This is a genomic window from Pseudomonas sp. ICMP 561, from assembly GCF_002699985.1.
GTDB lineage: Bacteria > Pseudomonadota > Gammaproteobacteria > Pseudomonadales > Pseudomonadaceae > Aquipseudomonas > Aquipseudomonas quasicaspiana.
On record NZ_LKBT01000056.1, the window covers coordinates 85,790 to 100,873 of the forward strand.

Sequence of the window (15,084 nt, forward strand, 5' to 3'; positions counted from 1 at the left end):
AGTCGTTGATGGGACGCTGTCTTGTACGAGCTTTCCGAAGAGGTTGTGGTTGGTCAGGCTGCATCCCTGTTCATCCATACACCATGATATGATCGCCAACTTTTAAGAAACGGCTCTAAACAGAGCCCGCGAGGAGACTAGATGAGCCTATTCACGTCATTGGAAATGTGTGCCGGAGCTGGTGGTCAAGCTCTTGGCCTCGAAATGGCGGGCTTTGGGCACGAAGTACTGGTAGAAATCGAACCGCCTGCCTGCGCGACTCTGCGCTTGAATCGTCCGGAGTGGAATGTAAAGGAAGAGGATCTACGCCAATTTAACGGCTTGCCTTACTTCGGCGTTGATCTGGTAGCAGGCGGAGTACCTTGCCCCCCTTTCTCCAAGGCAGGCAAACAGCTGGGTGCCGATGATGAGCGTGATCTGTTCCCTGAAGCTTTGCGTCTTGTGGATGAGGTTCGTCCTAAGGCCGTGATGTTGGAGAACGTGCGCGGCTTGATGGATGCAGTTTTCGATGACTACCGCAACAAGGTTGAAACCCAGCTCAAGAAGCTCGGTTATGTGCCGGGTTGGCGTCTCCTCAACGCTTCCGATTACGGGGTGACTCAACTACGACCTCGTGTTGTGTTTGTGGGTATTCGAAAAGACTTGTCTGAAGGCTTTGCTTGGCCAGAAGCCAAGTTGATCACCCCGCCTACGGTAGGTGAGCTTCTTCATGATTTGATGGCCGCTGACGGTTGGCGAGGGGCTGATGCCTGGAGGGAGCAAGCCAACACCATCGCCCCCACGCTTGTGGGGGGTTCTAAAAAGCATGGCGGTCCTGATTTGGGGCCAACCCGAGCCAAGAAAGCCTGGGCCTCTATCGGGGTATGCGGAATGGGGATTGCCAATGAGCCACCCACCGAGTTTTTCGAGGGCATGCCAAGGCTAACCACTCGCATGGCTGCGCGCATCCAAGGTTTCCCGGATGACTGGCAGTTCCACGGCAAGAAAACAGCTGCTTACCGACAGATAGGCAATGCCTTCCCTCCTCCCGTAGCGTGCGCAGTCGCAAAGCAGATTTTCAAAGCGCTTTCCGTAAAACGTTTGGTACGAGTTGCCTGATGACGATCACAGCTGAATTTCTACAAGCACGAAAAGAATTCCACGCTTCACTGCTCAAGACCACACTGACCATCAATGATCAGGGTATCCCCAGTAACGCCGATGGCAGTAATAAAAGCAGCATCGCAATCGCCAAAGGCATTGCTGATATTTTGAAAGCTGAGACGATTGCGGAGCGCCAGGCAGGTCAGACATCGGGTCACGAGTTTGAGGGTATTTGCGCCGAGTATGTAAGGAGCACGTTCCTGAAGCTTGGGCACCTACGACCGGGTAATTGGGATGTGCATCAGGTATCCGGCCGGAGCCGCCTGGAAATCGCAAAGTATGAACAATACGCACACCTCGTCGCTTTGGACCGAGCTGCGAAAGCGGACCCGGAGCTTGCCGCAGCGTTAGGAAGTGATTACACGATCACGCCTGACATAGTTGTGGTGAGAGGTTTGGAGAACGACGAACAGATTAACGCCAATGAGTTTCTAGTCGACGATTCTGTCAGCACCCGAGCAAGTTTACGGGCTGCCGCTGGCGGCAAGCCGCTTCTGCACGCGAGTGTTTCGTGCAAGTGGACGATCAGAAGTGACAGGGCCCAAAACGCCCGCTCCGAAGCGCTGAATTTGATGCGAAACCGAAAGGGCCGTCTGCCAAACATCATGGTGGTTACCGCGGAGCCAACGCCTAGTCGTTTAGCCTCTATCGCGCTGGGTACAGGCGATATCGATTGCGTGTATCACTTTGCGTTGTACGAACTGCAGGCCACGCTCATAGAGCTGGGCATGGACGACTCTGCGGAAATGCTCGCTATTATGGTGAATGGCAAGCGCTTGAAAGATATCAGCGATCTGCCGCTGGATTTGGCTAGCTAGTTCAGATCGGTATCACTGTCATTCGGAGAAGCTGCGGGATATGCTGCGGTTGTTACCGCACGGGCAGTTGCCGGAGGATTCGGTGCGGGGTAAGGGGTGGTTGGGTTGGTGGCGGGCGGTTTGGCGGGGTTGACGTCTTGCGATGCCCGTTGCAGATCTGACAACGGGCATCCAAGGTTGGAACAGGAGAAAGCTGACCAGCCTTCTCCTGCAGTAGCGCGAGGCGTTGCTGCTTAGCGAGCGATCATGCCGGCCGCTTGTTCGGTCGCTTCCGTAGTACGGGTTGCGAGCTTGCGAACTTCGTCGGCCACAACGGCGAAACCGCGCCCGGCCTCTCCGGCTCGGGCAGCTTCAATAGCAGCGTTGAGGGCCAGGAGGTTGGTCTGGCTCGCGATGCTTTGGATCGTACCCACGATTTGCGACAACTGGGCCAGGCTGGTTTCCAGCGTTTGCTGATGCCTGACTTCTGCGTCTCGCAGGGCCTTCTGCTCATGTTGCAGGTGGATGTCCACAAGCGCACCCACCACGCGAAGCGGAGCGCCGTGCGGGTCGCGCCGGGTCTGGCCTCTAGCCCTGAACCAACGGTATTCGCCACTCTTCATCTTCAATCGGTACTCGATGTCGAATGGGGTCTTGCCCGACTTGTCATTCAGGTGAGCGCCGAACGCGTTGAGGCTGCGCTCCTTGTCTTCCGGGTGGAGCCTGGATGCCCAGCTGTCCAGAACATCAGGAAACTCTTCAACGGTTTCAAAACCCAGCAGCCGTCGGAACTGAGGGGACCACCAGAAAGGGTTCTTCGCATTGACGGGGTCGCCAGCGATCACTTCCATGTCCCACAAGCCATCGGAGAGCATTTCTCTGGCCAGTTCAAATCGGGTGATGATGACGTCGTGTTCTGCATCACGTTGCAACTGGTCGTGAATATCACGTAGCGAGCCAGCAACGCGGATCGGCATGCCTCGGTCATCACGAAGGGTTTCGCCTTGGGCGTGGAACCAGCGATAGGAACCGTCTTTCATGGCGAGTCGGTTTTTAACCCTGTAGGGCGTGTTCCCCGACTTGTCGTTGAGATGACGCGCAAAGGCATCCAGTGTCGCTTGTTTATCCTGTGGATGCAGGCGATCTGCCCAACTGGCCAGGACATTCGGGAAATCGCGTTCGTCATTGAAGCCCAGCAGGTTCCGGAATTGCTGCGACCACCAGAAACGGTTTTTTGGGTTAACGGGATCGCCAGCGACAACCTCCATATCCCAAAGCCCCTCACTGGAGGCACGATTTACCAGGTCGAACCTGATGTCATGGGCTGAGGCAGAAGCGGCTGACTCGCGAAGCAATTCACGGGCATCTTCGAGGTCGTTTTCAAGCTGGTTTATGCGCGATCGGGACTCGCTATTCGATGATTCGAGAACGGCCCAGGCGTCAAGGACTGCGGGTGCCTCTTGGCAACCTTTAACATCAGGAGCCTGACCGCTTTTGATCGCAGCCAGGAGCTGCTGAAGGGCATGACGGTCGCGGCGCAAAAAAGGGATATTGGACATGTTGTAGGGCTCGGTAAGCGTGACGGGCCGCATCCATGGCACCTTGGCGACTATGTCGGCATGTCTTCGCAAAGCTGTAAATTTTTCCCAGCCATGCAGGTCCATAGGCACAACTCGCTTACCGTGATGGACGTCTTGCTGATGTCTTTGACACCGCGCTGTCTCGGGGCAAACAGACGACACCTGGGACGGCCGGGGGTGGCTCCTATCAAACAAAATATAAATCACTGAATAAACGGGGGGCTGTTGGAGCGAGTGGGCGGCAATCCGACTTGCCCGCGAACCAATCGACTCGGTAGGTCAGACGCACCGCGCTATCGTTCTTCGCGGGCAAGCCTCGCTCCAACAGTTCAATGTTTGCTGCGCGACAGCACGGTGTCAGTGACACCGGGGCGGCTCTCATCAAACAAAATATAACTATCGGATCTGGAAGGCTTTTTACTGTAGGAGTGACCGGGGTCTATGTTTGCCGCGAGACAGAGTGGAGACATGGACATCGGGGCAGCTCTTACAGATGTGCCTCACTCTTCTCTCACGCTGTTATCTCGCTGCGTCAGGGTGATCCGGTAACTGGTTAGTTTTTCATCCTGAGTCAGGTACTGTTTGCTGAAGTATCGATAGACTGCGCCCTGTAGCTCGATATTTATGCCGTTCTGGGTGTCACGGATGGCGATGTCTTTCAGGGCGCTGTCCGTGATCATAAATCCGCTGTTTTCATTCAGCTGCTGCAGTATCTCTGCGTCATCGCCCTGTAGCGGCCTCTTTATGTAGAAACGAAGCGTATCCAGATCCGTTGCTGGCGCGAGGTAGCGCGTTGCGTAGAGCCAGGCGCCACCGGGCAGTTCTCGCTTCAGGACCACTTCGTCAGCATCGCCGGGGCCGTCGAGCCAATGGATGGCGGCTGATGTGATCAAGACGAATGCAAGTATCCAGAATCCGATTTTGTAAAAGGCGTTGGGACTGACAGGCTTGGGTGTTGGCATAGCGAATCCCTTTTTGATATCCACAATTGGTCCTTGGGTTCATCGCCATTGAGAACGCACGCGTCCTGGACGGGGCGACGCACCGTGTCAGCGTGGTACCTTGACTGCGCGGTGTGGGCGAGTGCGTTCCTTGCAGCTTCAGCGGATGGAGCCGGTGGTCAAGCCACTGATAATCCATAGGTTTTCGGCGGACGGGAGATCATACGCTGCGCTTATGACACTGGCTGTCACGCCCCTCCTCCTTTTGTCGCCCCCCTCTCAAGTTTCCGATGTTAAGTCGATAGCGTATTGAAAACTTCAATTCTCGATCGGAAAACAGGAATCTCGTATGCGTCTTAGAAATCTCAACGTAGCGCCCCGCGCGGCCTTGTTTTTCGCGTTGATTATTGCGTTGGTCTTTGTGCTTGGCGCGTTCGCCGTGGTGCAAATGGGCAAGCTGAGGGACTCGGAAAAGGACGTCGAACTGAACTGGATGGCCAGCATCCGACAGACGGCATTAATGAACACTGCGGTCCTTCGCTTGAGGCTCGAAACACAGCGTGGCCTTGCTGACCCTCAGTCCATTCAAAAGACAATCGATAACTTCCCTGGCTACCGTAAGGCGTTCAACGATGCAGTGGCCACTTATGACTCCCTTATAGGGAGCGAAAAGGAACGCACATTTTACGTCCCGGTAAAAAACAGCGCCGACGCGTATTCCAAACAATTGGATCTTCTCGAACCGCTGATGCGGCAGGGTGACATCGCGGCTGCGGTGAGCCTGGTGAGTACCGGTATCCGCCCGCTGACGAATACGATGGAGCAGCAGATCAAGGATCTGACCAACTTCAACAACGAAGGCGCAGCGCAAGCCGGGCAGAATGCAACCGATCTTTACAACAGCGGGCTCTGGCTGGTTGTGGGCATTATTGCGGGCGTTGTTGTCCTGACGGTTGGATTGGCATTGCTGCTGACGAAAAGCATCACGTCTCCCATCAACGATGCCCTGTCCGTCGCTGAGCGTATTGCGGCTAGTGATCTCTCCAAAGAGGTACAGGTCAGCGGCACTGATGAAGCCGGTCGTCTTTTGAAAGCGCTCGCACAGATGCAAACGAATCTGCGCAGCACGATCATGCAGATCTCTGATTCATCCACTCAACTGGCCTCCGCGTCAGAGGAGATGACGGCAGTTACTGAGGAATCGAGTCGCGGCCTTGTTGCTCAGAACGATGAGGTCAATCAGGCGGCAACAGCGGTCACTGAAATGAGCGCGGCCGTTGATGAAGTTGCTCGCAACGCGGAGTCGGCTTCCGAAGAGTCGAAGCGTACTCAGGGTTATACCGAGGTCGGTCAGGCGCGGGTGGCGCAGACGCTGAAGTCCATTCAGAAGTTGAACGGTAACGTTGAAAACACGAGTGAGCAGATTCAAGGGTTGTCGGACCGTGCTCAGGGCATCAGTAAGGTTGTCGAGGTCATTCGGGCGATTGCCGAGCAGACCAACCTGTTGGCGTTGAACGCTGCGATCGAGGCAGCACGAGCAGGCGAGCAAGGTCGTGGGTTTGCGGTGGTTGCTGACGAAGTGAGGGCGTTGGCCCATCGCACGCAGGTGTCGACTCAGGAAATCGAGCAAATGATCTCTGCCATTCAGAACGAATCTGATCAGGCGGTGAAGGCGATGAATACGAGCAGGGATCTGGCGACTGAATCACTGGGCGTCGCCCAGGAGGCCAGTACTTCGCTGGATCAAATCGCCACGGCCATTGTTCAGATCAACGAGCGTAACCTGCTGATCGCGACGGCCTCTGAAGAGCAATCGCACGTGGCCCGTGAGGTTGACCGCAATCTGGTCAGCATTCGCGAGCTGGCAACCCAGAGTGCTGCGGGTGCGAGCCAGACGGCCAGTGCCTGCGGTGAGATGTCGAAACTGGCGGTTAACCTGAACCAGTTGGTTAACCGGTTTGTGGTGTAGTAGCGCACTCAGGTCTATGCGAGCTAGTGGGACTGGCTCGCGTCAAACATGAAATAGCCAACTGAGTTAAAAGCTTTTCTGTAGGACCGGCTTTAGCCGGGAGGAAGTCGGTACATCCGACCCACTTCTTTCGTCAGGGGCATTGCCCTCCCGGCTAAAGCCGGTCCTACAGCATTGCACCAATATCGACATCACACTTGTGAGTGCGAAGCTTGACCGCGATGCAGGCACTTCGGTTGGGCAGGCAGACCGCGTTATCGTTTATCGCGGGCAAGCGCGCTCCTACAGGATTGTGTGGTTGCTAGCCTTTCATGCGCTCGCGGTATTCCTGAATCATTGCTTTGGTGACGTCTTCTTTGTAGCACAGGGGCGCGTATCCGCCCGGCTTGCTGTAGGCGCTACGTTTGCCGCAGCTTCTGCCGTTACGCATGGCGTTGTAAGGGCATGGGCAGTTGCCGGAATAGGAAGCGATGGAGTCGTCGATTAACAGCTGGACGATGGCTGAATCGGGGATTTTGCTGTCCTTGGCGGAGACCGAGAATGCGCAAAGCAATGCCAGCATCGCGACGAACGTGATTCCTGTCTTTCTCATGGCCAATCCTTAGCTGATGGGACGATATGTCCTGTCAGCCTTTTACCATGCCATCACTGTGCCATTAAGCGTTTTGTTCTCGGGTGTTTTGATTTGAGAGATTTGTCTCACCAGTGATGAGACAAATCCATGCAAGTGTCAGGGCGGTTTTATTGTTGCTTTGGCGGGTCGATGGGGTCCCAGTTGAAGTACTGGCGCTCGCCGATGCCGTTGAAGTCAACGCGGTAGGTGTGTTGTTTGCCGCCGATGTCACACACGCCGATGTAGTCGTGATTATGTTGCTCGCGAGGAGGCGGCGCTTCGATGTGGACAGTGCCTTTGCAGCCTTCGTAGTTACAGGGCGCGGTTTTGCTGTACAGCAGGTAATCACCGGCTTCGTCGTGCTCGACCCACTGACCGTCAATGAAACGCGCCTCTCCTTCAGGAATTCTCTGCAGGGCAATCTTGAGTTTGGTTATGTAAAACATGAGGCCGAACATGCCGACGATGGCGATGGTCCAGGCGAGGATTTTCCAGCCAAGGTTGAAGTAGGAAAAGATCCCCGTCGCATCGGCAAATATGGACATGACAGAGAGCAAGAACGCCGGTACAGAGCCTGCAAAATACCAGGCACCTTTTTTGACGCTCGCGCGGCTTAGCCTCTGCATGCTCTCGGGATCGATGACAAAGCGGACAGGGCCACGCTCGACAGTCTGATTTTGGGAGACGTGGATGTGGTTACCGTTACCGTCGCCTTGGTAGATTGAACCAATGGTGATGTTGTTGCCATCGGACATCAGCATGTCCTCCTTTTTCATGTTGGGCGCTAAGGACACGCTAGATGGGTCAACGAAGAAATACCACTCAACCCTGTGCAGTTACTCGCGCTGTGAGGCTTGTGCGCTGACTGGGCTGTACGTATCGAACAGGTCTGCTCGCTGCAACAGCCTCGGTTAATAATCCAGTCGGCCAAATAGATCGTCAAAAGGAATCATGACGTGTTGCCGATAGGCCGGACTCATTTGCAGCCGCCGATACCAGGCCTCCACGTGGGGAATATCAGGACGCGGGATATCCAGATTGAAATAGCGGTAGAGGTGGGTGCCCGCGGGTATGTCTGCCAACGTCAGGTGTTGCCCGGCGAGGAAGTCCTGCTCACTCAGAACTTGATTGAGTAGCTGAAAATATTGCGCACACAGCGCCACATTTCTTTTGATAGCTTTTACGTCCCTCTGGGCTTCGGGGGTTCTGTAAAATCCCCAGAACACGCCGGTCAGGAACTCGGGTTGCAGCGTTGTCTGAGACCAGTCCATCCACCGGTCGATCTGCGAGCGACGCGCCGGGTCATCGCTCCAGAACTCGGGCCCACCGTATCGTGCTGCCAGATACCTGAGAATGCTGTGGGATTCCCAGACCACTGTCCCATCGCTGTCTCTGATAACCGGCACTCGGCCGTGAGGGTTCATGGCCAGGAATTCGGGAGTGTCTTTGAGGCCAAATGCGCCACCTGCCGGAATATGCTGATGAGGCAGATCCAGTTCACCGATGAGCCACATGACTTTCTGAACATTGAACGATGAGCGTCTTCCCCAGACTTGCAGCATGCAGCCTCCTGATCCTGGCGGGATAATCGCTATCTTACCTTGATCGAAGGTAGCCTCGCTGCCGCGCAGCAAGCATGGACCCTGTAGGAGCGCACGAGCACAGCGAGGCCGCGATGTCGGTGTATCAGGCAGGACGCCATCGCTGCCTCACGCTGCTCGTGAGCTCCTACAAAAAAGCATTCTAAATCAGGTAGTCGTAGTTCTTTTTATGAGAGACAGCGTGTTGTCAGGGACACTTGGGCAGTTCCTGTATACAAAACATAATCCACTGAATGAACCGGGTTTTTCGTAGGACTGGCTGGGCGACATTCCGACGATAAACGATAACGCGGTATGCCTTCTGGCCGCGTCTCATGCATCGCGAGCAAGCTCTGCTCCCACATGAACCACCCTTGCCCTATGTTCGCTGCGCGACGACTCGGTGCCCAGAACATTGCGGCAGATTCTACCTGTCATCTCAGTTTCAAAATGAGGTAAGAGACTAGAGCCCAGACGATTCCAATCAAGCCTATCCAGCCAAACACCCGTAGTAGCCGTTTGAGATGGCCTGGAAAATTTTTGATGTCATCAGCGTCCACTCTGCCAGCTTTGATGAGAATCTCTGGCCACATTAATGCAACAGCGATCCGGCCAGCCAATGAGCGCCGCTCTCGCCCCCACAGGGGATATGAGCTGTCATGCATCCACCAAAAATCCTGACTATTTTTCAGCGCCTCCGCCATTTCATTCCAATGTCGAACAACAATGTACTGAACAAGTACGAAGTCTATGAGTATTAACAGGAAAGGCATCAATACAAAAAGAAATGCAATCCAAGGCGGCCAAAGGTCGATGTCTAATAGCGCCAGCCATTGTGAGTAATGCTCATATGCGGACGCGTCAAAGCAGTGATTTGCGGTGGTCGTACTCATCCTGCTAGCGCAGCTCAGCCAGCACGTAAATGACCAAAAACCAGATCACGATAATCAGAGTCAAAACATGTTTGGCTTTGAGAAGCTTACGCAGATACGCCGGAAATTTTCTGAGGTCGTCAGGATCCATTTCGCCCAGACGCAATCCGGGTCCAGGCCACTGAACCATGCCACTAATTAACGCTACGAGCAGGATGCGCTCGAACCATCCTTGATGGCGTAAACCTGCACGAGCCGTTATGTACCGAGAGTTTTTCAAGGCGTCGATCATTGCATCCAAGTGACGGTTGCTCATGTACAAGCTGAGTACGAAGCTAACAATGATCAATAGAAAAGGTATCCCGACAAAAACGATTACCATCCATGGAGACCAACTACTAATATCCATCACTGCGGAGTTACCTCATATATCGCCTCTCCGATTATCTCCCCACCGATACCAACCCCCGTGGAACCCAGCCATGCACCCGCGCCTACGAAAATGCCCATACAGATAATCCCGGGGATGACACTCGGCGAGCCAAAAACTGCGCAGACAGGTGCACCAGCACGGGCTGCTAGCTCTGCACCTGCAAACCCGCCGGCGGTCGACCCGACAAACTTCCCTCCTTCCGTAAACTTGATCTTCCTGCACGCCTGCGCATCCTTGCCTCGGCACACCTCCTGAATCGCAAGCACTCCTGAAACGCCGCCAATGCCTATGCCGATGTAGCCACCTGCTTTCATGTATTTGGCGGCCTTGCTTACGGCATCGACGTGGGTGGAGTAACCGTTAATGCTTCGGGGGCCGCCAGCTTCCTTCCAGTGGTGGACAAGGCTGCGGCTGGAGATGCCGAGTGCGTTTTTCGGTTTGTGGTGGTCACTCATGGTGGTGAGGCTGCGCAGGCGAGTGGATTTCAGAAGATGGGCGTCGAGTTGGTTGAGGAGTGCTTTGCGCTGGGTGAAGAACTCCGGGGAGTTGAGGTGGCCGTGTTTGAGGAAGCTGTTTTGATGCAGCTCTTCTACGTCTTTTAAGGTCTTGGCCATTTGGGCCAAATGCTTTTCCATCACGGCTGCGCTGACGCCGAGCCAGGTGGAGGTCTGGCCGGTGAAGCTGACAATTTCCGCAGCATGGCGATGCATGAAGTCAGCTTCGTCAGGGGTCAATGGAGCCAGTGCGGCTTTCACCTGATGAGCGGCCTGCATGAGTTGTGATTCGGCGTAGGTGCATGAGGTGCTTTTCGGATCGCTGAGTACGATCAGGGTGCCTGCTTTGACGATGTCCTCAAGGTCTGGGTTGAGGGCACTGAATTTGGTCAACGCGCTGACGGGCATGTTGTCGAACAGGCCATGGTAGAAGTCGTAGGTCGAGACGCTTTGCGGGACGATGTAAAAACCGGGCTCGGCGGCGGGTGCTGTTTCGGCAGCGATGAAGGTGCGGGGCTGCGGATTTTCGAAGCTGTAGTTATGGGACGATGGGTATTGAGGTGCGTCGAGGATGGGCGGATTGTGGTCAATCTCAGGAGACCGTTGACCGAATGCGTAACGCTTTTCAACCTCCATGTTGTTGGGGTTGATATTGGGTCTGTCGGCCATGGCTCCGGCTCCTTGCTCGGCAAAGGAGCGGAGCCTAACAAGGCTACGGGCGGCGGTGACGGCGGCGCGAGTGATTCAGAATGGTCCTACGGTGAATGTCGAAAAAAGCGTGTCGGACCAACGTTCGGAAGGGCTGCGGCGGCAGTCGATGTTTGATGTTCTTCAGGACGATGCTGGCCTGGACATCGCCTCGCGAACAAGTTCGCTCCTACCGGTAATCTGTTTACTGAGCGACCGGGTTGTGTCAAAACACCCGGCGCATGGTGCTTCCGGGTTTGGTAAAGTCTGCGCCCTGCCCGCTTCTGACCATTCAGGTTTATCACTGTGAAACTCTCTCGACTCAACACGTTGCTCGCTCGTGTTTTCGTCCGGTTCCAAGGCAAGCGTGAGCCTGTGGTCGAGTCGCAGGTGGTTGAGGAGACGTTACCCGATGGGCCGCCCGTTGAGCCCGTCAAACCGAAGGTCAGGAAGGCCAAACCGAAGGCAATGCCCAAGGCTGCAGCCGAGCCGAAAGCGCCAGCGTGTCCGCATTGCAAGAAAGTGATGGTGATGAAAGTGGCGCGCACTGGGGCCAATGCAGGGGGGAATTTCTGGGGGTGCGGGGATTATCCCAAGTGCCGCGGAATTCGGGCGATCTTTGCGCCGATGAAGGTTAAGTGATCTTTGCATTTCCGGATGGATGCGTTTCCAGATTCGGTAGCTCTCATCAAACATAAAATCACTGCATGAATTTACATTTTTTTCTGTAGGAGCGCGCTTGCCCGCGATTCGGCTTATCAGTCGATAAATATATCGGCTGCGTTGACGTTATCGCGGGCAAGCGCGCTCCTACAGGTCCTGTGTTTGCCGTACGACAGCGCGGTGCCTTCGCGACGGGGCAGATCCTGCAGAAATGCATTTCAATTCAGGGAAGGGTTATTCCACGAGGCGAAATTCGACATCAATCTTCCCTTAGGGCAGGATGCCAGCATCTCCCGCCGCGATCACACCGGCGCTCTCTTCGAGGACATCCGATGCGGTTCTTTAGCTGTAAGACTCTGCTGTTAGCTGCTGCATTGGCGATGGGTCTGCAAGGCGCCAATCTATATGCCGCGCCTCAACAAAAAGCCCCGACCCAGCAGAAAGTCTCGATGCTCGAGGGCAAGTGGGTGTTCCGCTTGCCCAAGGAATACGTGAAGAGTCCAATGCCGGAGATTGACGATAAAGCCAAAGCTGCAGGGGTCACGGGTTCGTTGTACATGAACAAGGCCGCCAAGCGTGTGGTAATCGTTACCGAAACGCCGCTGGAGTCTGGGGAAACCGTGTCGAGCAACGATGACGCCACCCTGAGCGGCGTGATTACCGCGACCATTGAACAGCAGAAAGCCAGTTACCAGAACTTCAAGCAATTGGGCGATGTGAAGAAAATGGTCCGGCGCGGACTGGGCCTTCGCCAACTGGATATTTCCGGCAGCGTCGACGGCGGCAAAGTGCTGAGCACCACGGTGACCGCCGCTTCAGGCAAGCGGATGGCGATGGTCAACGTGATCTCCCTGGAGAAAGACGCCAAGGCGCATGGGGAGCTGCTGAAAGGGATTACGGCGGGGAAGTAGCGGACCGCTATGAGACCGTGAATATATCGACAACCTGTTGTTCAGATATCTATGGATGGACAGCTACCCATGCTTCAACTTCTTCGAACAGCCGCGGAGTTTAAACGCTGCTTTAAAGGCAGCAATTGAAGCCTTGAAAGCAGCAACTCGCCAACTGAATTTTTTGCTTCAATCCATCCGCAGCCTCGCCGACAGCAATTCCACCAACTGATGCACCTTGGGCAGTGACTCACGATTACGCGGCCAGGCCAGGTGCAGGTCCAGGCCTTCGGTCGCGAGGTGTGGGAGGATTTCTATCAGTTCGCCGCGTTGCAGTTGGTCCTTGATCAGCCAGGTTGCCAACTGAGCGACGCCGCTGCCCGCCACGACGGCGGCAACCTGGGCCTCGCCATTGCCGACCACAATGCGACCGTCGACCATGCGCAACTGAGTTTGCCCGGTGGCGTCGACGATCACCCATGGGCTGGTGCCACCCTTGTCTTTGCCGTACAGAATGCACGCGTGATCGGCCAGATCATCGAAGGTCTGTGGCGTACCGTGGCGATGCAGGTAAACCGGAGCGGCGCAGAAGATCACGCGTTCGGTGCCCAGGTAGCGATGACCGAGTGTCGAGGGCCAGGCTGACGAGCCGCCAATGCGCACTGCCAGGTCGATGCCCTCTTCGATCAGGTCCACAAAGCGATCGGTAAAAGACACGTGCGGACGCAGCTTGGGGTGCCGTTCGGCGAATTCCAGCAGCAGTGGCAACACGTGAATGCGCCCGAACGATGCAGGTAAATCCACGCGCAGATTTCCGGCCGGCTCCGAGCGCTGCGCGGCCAGTGCAGTTTCGGCATCTGCCAGTTCATCAAGGATGCGGGTGCAGACGGCATAGTAAGCCGTACCTTCTTCCGTCAGGGCCAGGCTGCGGGTGGTGCGCTCGAACAGGCGCATGCCCAACCGCCCTTCCAGCCGCGCGATGCTCTTGCTGACCGCAGAGTTAGTGAGGCTCAGCCGTTCAGCGGCCGCGGTAAAACTGCCCGCATTGGCAACGGCGACGAAGGTGGATATGCCTTTCAGGCGGTCAGCAGAGATCATGAGCGTTATCAACTGATGAAATTAATTCCATAGTGCACGGAAAAACTGCCAAAGATAAGAAGTGATTTCTCGAATAGGCTAGTGCCATTATTTCAATTCGAGTTATCCCCATGCCTTCTGTAGACACTACCGCTGCTGGCGCTGCCAGCGGCGCACGCGCCACTGGTGCGAATTTGGCGATTGCCATGCTGGCGCTAGCCGGTTTTGTGATCGTTACCACTGAGTTTCTGATCATCGGCATGCTCCCAGGCATGGCCCGCGACTTGGGGATTTCGATCTCTGACGCGGGTTTGCTGGTGACCTTGTTCGCCTTCACGGTGATGCTGTTCGGCCCGCCGCTGACGGCAATGCTTTCGCACCTTGATCGCAAGAAAACCTTTGTGGCGATCCTGCTGATCTTCGCCGCATCCAACGCTCTGGCAGCGGTGTCCAGCAACATCTGGATCCTCGCATTCGCCCGCTTCGTTCCCGCGCTGGCATTGCCAGTGTTCTGGGGTACGGCCAGCGAAACCGCGAGTTTGATGGCGGGGCCGAGCCAGGCCGGTAAAGCGGTAGCTCGGGTCTATCTGGGTATTTCCGCGGCGATGCTGTTTGGCATTCCGCTGGGTACGTTGTTTGCGGGCGCAGTGGGCTGGCGCGGTGCCTTCTGGGCACTGACCGTGATGTCGTTGCTGATGGCGCTGCTGCTGTGGATTTCCATGCCTTCAATCGCTAAAACGGCGAAGGTCGGCCTGGCCAAGCAGGCGAAAATCCTCACCGATCCGCAGTTCATCGTCAATTTGCTGCTGTCGATTCTGGTGTTCACGGCGATGTTCACCGCTTACACCTACCTGGCTGACACACTGGAGCGCATCGCGTTGATCGCCCCAACCCAGGTTGGCTGGTGGCTGATGGGCTTCGGCGCAGTCGGTCTGATCGGCAATGGCCTCGGTGGTCGCTATGTGGATCGCAGTCCGTTGGGTTCGACGATTGTCTTCGCGCTGTTACTGGCGATAGGTATGACCGCCACTGTCCCTGCCGCTGGATCCATCCCGCTGCTGTGCGTTGTCTTGCTGGTGTGGGGCATTGCCCATACCGCGTTGTTCCCCATCTGTCAGATCCGCGTCATGAAAACTGCACCGCACGCTCAGGCGCTGGCGGGAACGCTCAATGTTTCAGCCGCCAACGCCGGGATTGGCCTGGGGTCTGTGATTGGCGGTCTGACGATCGAGCATCTGAGCCTGGCTTACGTCGGTTATGTGGCCGCATTCGTCGCCTTGCTGTCCATCGCAACGGCTGTGATTGCCATTCAAATGAAGACACGATGAGCTGGAAAGCATCCTTC

At 55.7% G+C, this 15,084-nt stretch carries 14 protein-coding genes and 2 pseudogenes; 6 read left to right on the plus strand and 10 right to left on the minus strand.

The window, feature by feature from the left end; translation table 11 throughout:
• The first annotated feature begins 141 nt into the window (after positions 1–141).
• Both AO242_RS24190 and AO242_RS24195 read left to right on the plus strand, forming a co-directional pair.
• On the plus strand, positions 142–1,098 hold the full coding sequence (locus tag AO242_RS24190; RefSeq protein WP_099270665.1) for a DNA cytosine methyltransferase: 957 nt from the start codon (positions 142–144) through the stop codon (positions 1,096–1,098).
• Entirely contained in the window at positions 1,098–1,961 is an 864-nt protein-coding gene (locus AO242_RS24195) for an NgoMIV family type II restriction endonuclease (protein WP_099270666.1), read from the plus strand. The genes AO242_RS24190 and AO242_RS24195 overlap by 1 nt, the downstream gene beginning before the upstream one ends.
• 242 nt (positions 1,962–2,203) lie before the next feature.
• Here the strand turns inward: AO242_RS24195 and AO242_RS30305 are convergent.
• The 3 genes and pseudogenes from AO242_RS30305 to AO242_RS24215 all read right to left on the minus strand — a co-directional run.
• Positions 2,204–2,488 (minus strand): annotated as a pseudogene (locus AO242_RS30305) (methyl-accepting chemotaxis protein); the annotation flags it as partial.
• Positions 2,477–3,604 (minus strand): annotated as a pseudogene (locus AO242_RS29990) (PAS domain-containing protein); the annotation flags it as partial. The pseudogenes AO242_RS30305 and AO242_RS29990, both read right to left, overlap by 12 nt.
• 416 nt (positions 3,605–4,020) lie before the next feature.
• Complete coding sequence (locus AO242_RS24215; RefSeq protein ID WP_099270859.1) at positions 4,021–4,482, minus strand: hypothetical protein; 462 nt, start codon at positions 4,480–4,482, stop codon at positions 4,021–4,023.
• A 328-nt stretch (positions 4,483–4,810) separates the two neighbouring features.
• On the opposite strand from AO242_RS24215, the gene AO242_RS24220 reads away from it, so the two are divergent.
• Entirely contained in the window at positions 4,811–6,430 is a 1,620-nt protein-coding gene (locus AO242_RS24220) for a methyl-accepting chemotaxis protein (protein ID WP_099270667.1), read from the plus strand.
• Between the two features lie 301 nt (positions 6,431–6,731).
• Here the strand turns inward: AO242_RS24220 and AO242_RS24225 are convergent, their stop codons facing one another.
• From AO242_RS24225 to AO242_RS24250, 6 genes are all read right to left on the minus strand, one after another.
• Positions 6,732–7,022, minus strand: a complete 291-nt coding sequence (locus AO242_RS24225) for a hypothetical protein (protein WP_099270668.1) — start codon at positions 7,020–7,022, stop codon at positions 6,732–6,734.
• A gap of 149 nt (positions 7,023–7,171) precedes the next feature.
• On the minus strand, positions 7,172–7,798 hold the full coding sequence (locus AO242_RS24230; RefSeq protein WP_099270860.1) for a phage holin family protein: 627 nt from the start codon (positions 7,796–7,798) through the stop codon (positions 7,172–7,174).
• 156 nt (positions 7,799–7,954) lie between these two features.
• Entirely contained in the window at positions 7,955–8,605 is a 651-nt protein-coding gene (locus AO242_RS24235) for a glutathione S-transferase family protein (protein ID WP_099270670.1), read from the minus strand.
• 452 nt (positions 8,606–9,057) lie between these two features.
• Positions 9,058–9,516: a hypothetical protein gene (locus tag AO242_RS24240; RefSeq protein WP_099270671.1), complete on the minus strand. Its 459-nt coding sequence runs from the start codon at positions 9,514–9,516 to the stop codon at positions 9,058–9,060.
• Positions 9,517–9,520: 4 nt separating this feature from the next.
• Positions 9,521–9,811 carry a hypothetical protein gene (locus AO242_RS24245; protein ID WP_231672565.1) on the minus strand — a complete coding sequence of 97 codons (291 nt, stop codon included), beginning with the start codon at positions 9,809–9,811 and terminating at the stop codon, positions 9,521–9,523.
• A gap of 92 nt (positions 9,812–9,903) precedes the next feature.
• Positions 9,904–11,091: a hypothetical protein gene (locus tag AO242_RS24250; RefSeq protein ID WP_257153500.1), complete on the minus strand. Its 1,188-nt coding sequence runs from the start codon at positions 11,089–11,091 to the stop codon at positions 9,904–9,906.
• 324 nt (positions 11,092–11,415) lie between these two features.
• Here AO242_RS24250 and AO242_RS29995 point away from each other — a divergent pair, with 324 nt between their 5' ends.
• Both AO242_RS29995 and AO242_RS24260 read left to right on the plus strand, forming a co-directional pair.
• Complete coding sequence (locus AO242_RS29995; protein WP_306475066.1) at positions 11,416–11,751, plus strand: topoisomerase; 336 nt, start codon at positions 11,416–11,418, stop codon at positions 11,749–11,751.
• Positions 11,752–12,104: 353 nt separating this feature from the next.
• Positions 12,105–12,683, plus strand: coding sequence for a polyribonucleotide nucleotidyltransferase (locus AO242_RS24260; protein ID WP_099270674.1), 579 nt, complete (start codon positions 12,105–12,107; stop codon positions 12,681–12,683).
• A gap of 168 nt (positions 12,684–12,851) precedes the next feature.
• Here the strand turns inward: AO242_RS24260 and AO242_RS24265 are convergent, their stop codons facing one another.
• Positions 12,852–13,760: a LysR family transcriptional regulator gene (locus tag AO242_RS24265; RefSeq protein ID WP_027901715.1), complete on the minus strand. Its 909-nt coding sequence runs from the start codon at positions 13,758–13,760 to the stop codon at positions 12,852–12,854.
• 110 nt (positions 13,761–13,870) lie between these two features.
• On the opposite strand from AO242_RS24265, the gene AO242_RS24270 reads away from it, so the two are divergent.
• Positions 13,871–15,067 carry an MFS transporter gene (locus tag AO242_RS24270; RefSeq protein ID WP_099270675.1) on the plus strand — a complete coding sequence of 399 codons (1,197 nt, stop codon included), beginning with the start codon at positions 13,871–13,873 and terminating at the stop codon, positions 15,065–15,067.
• Positions 15,068–15,084: the final 17 nt, after the last annotated feature.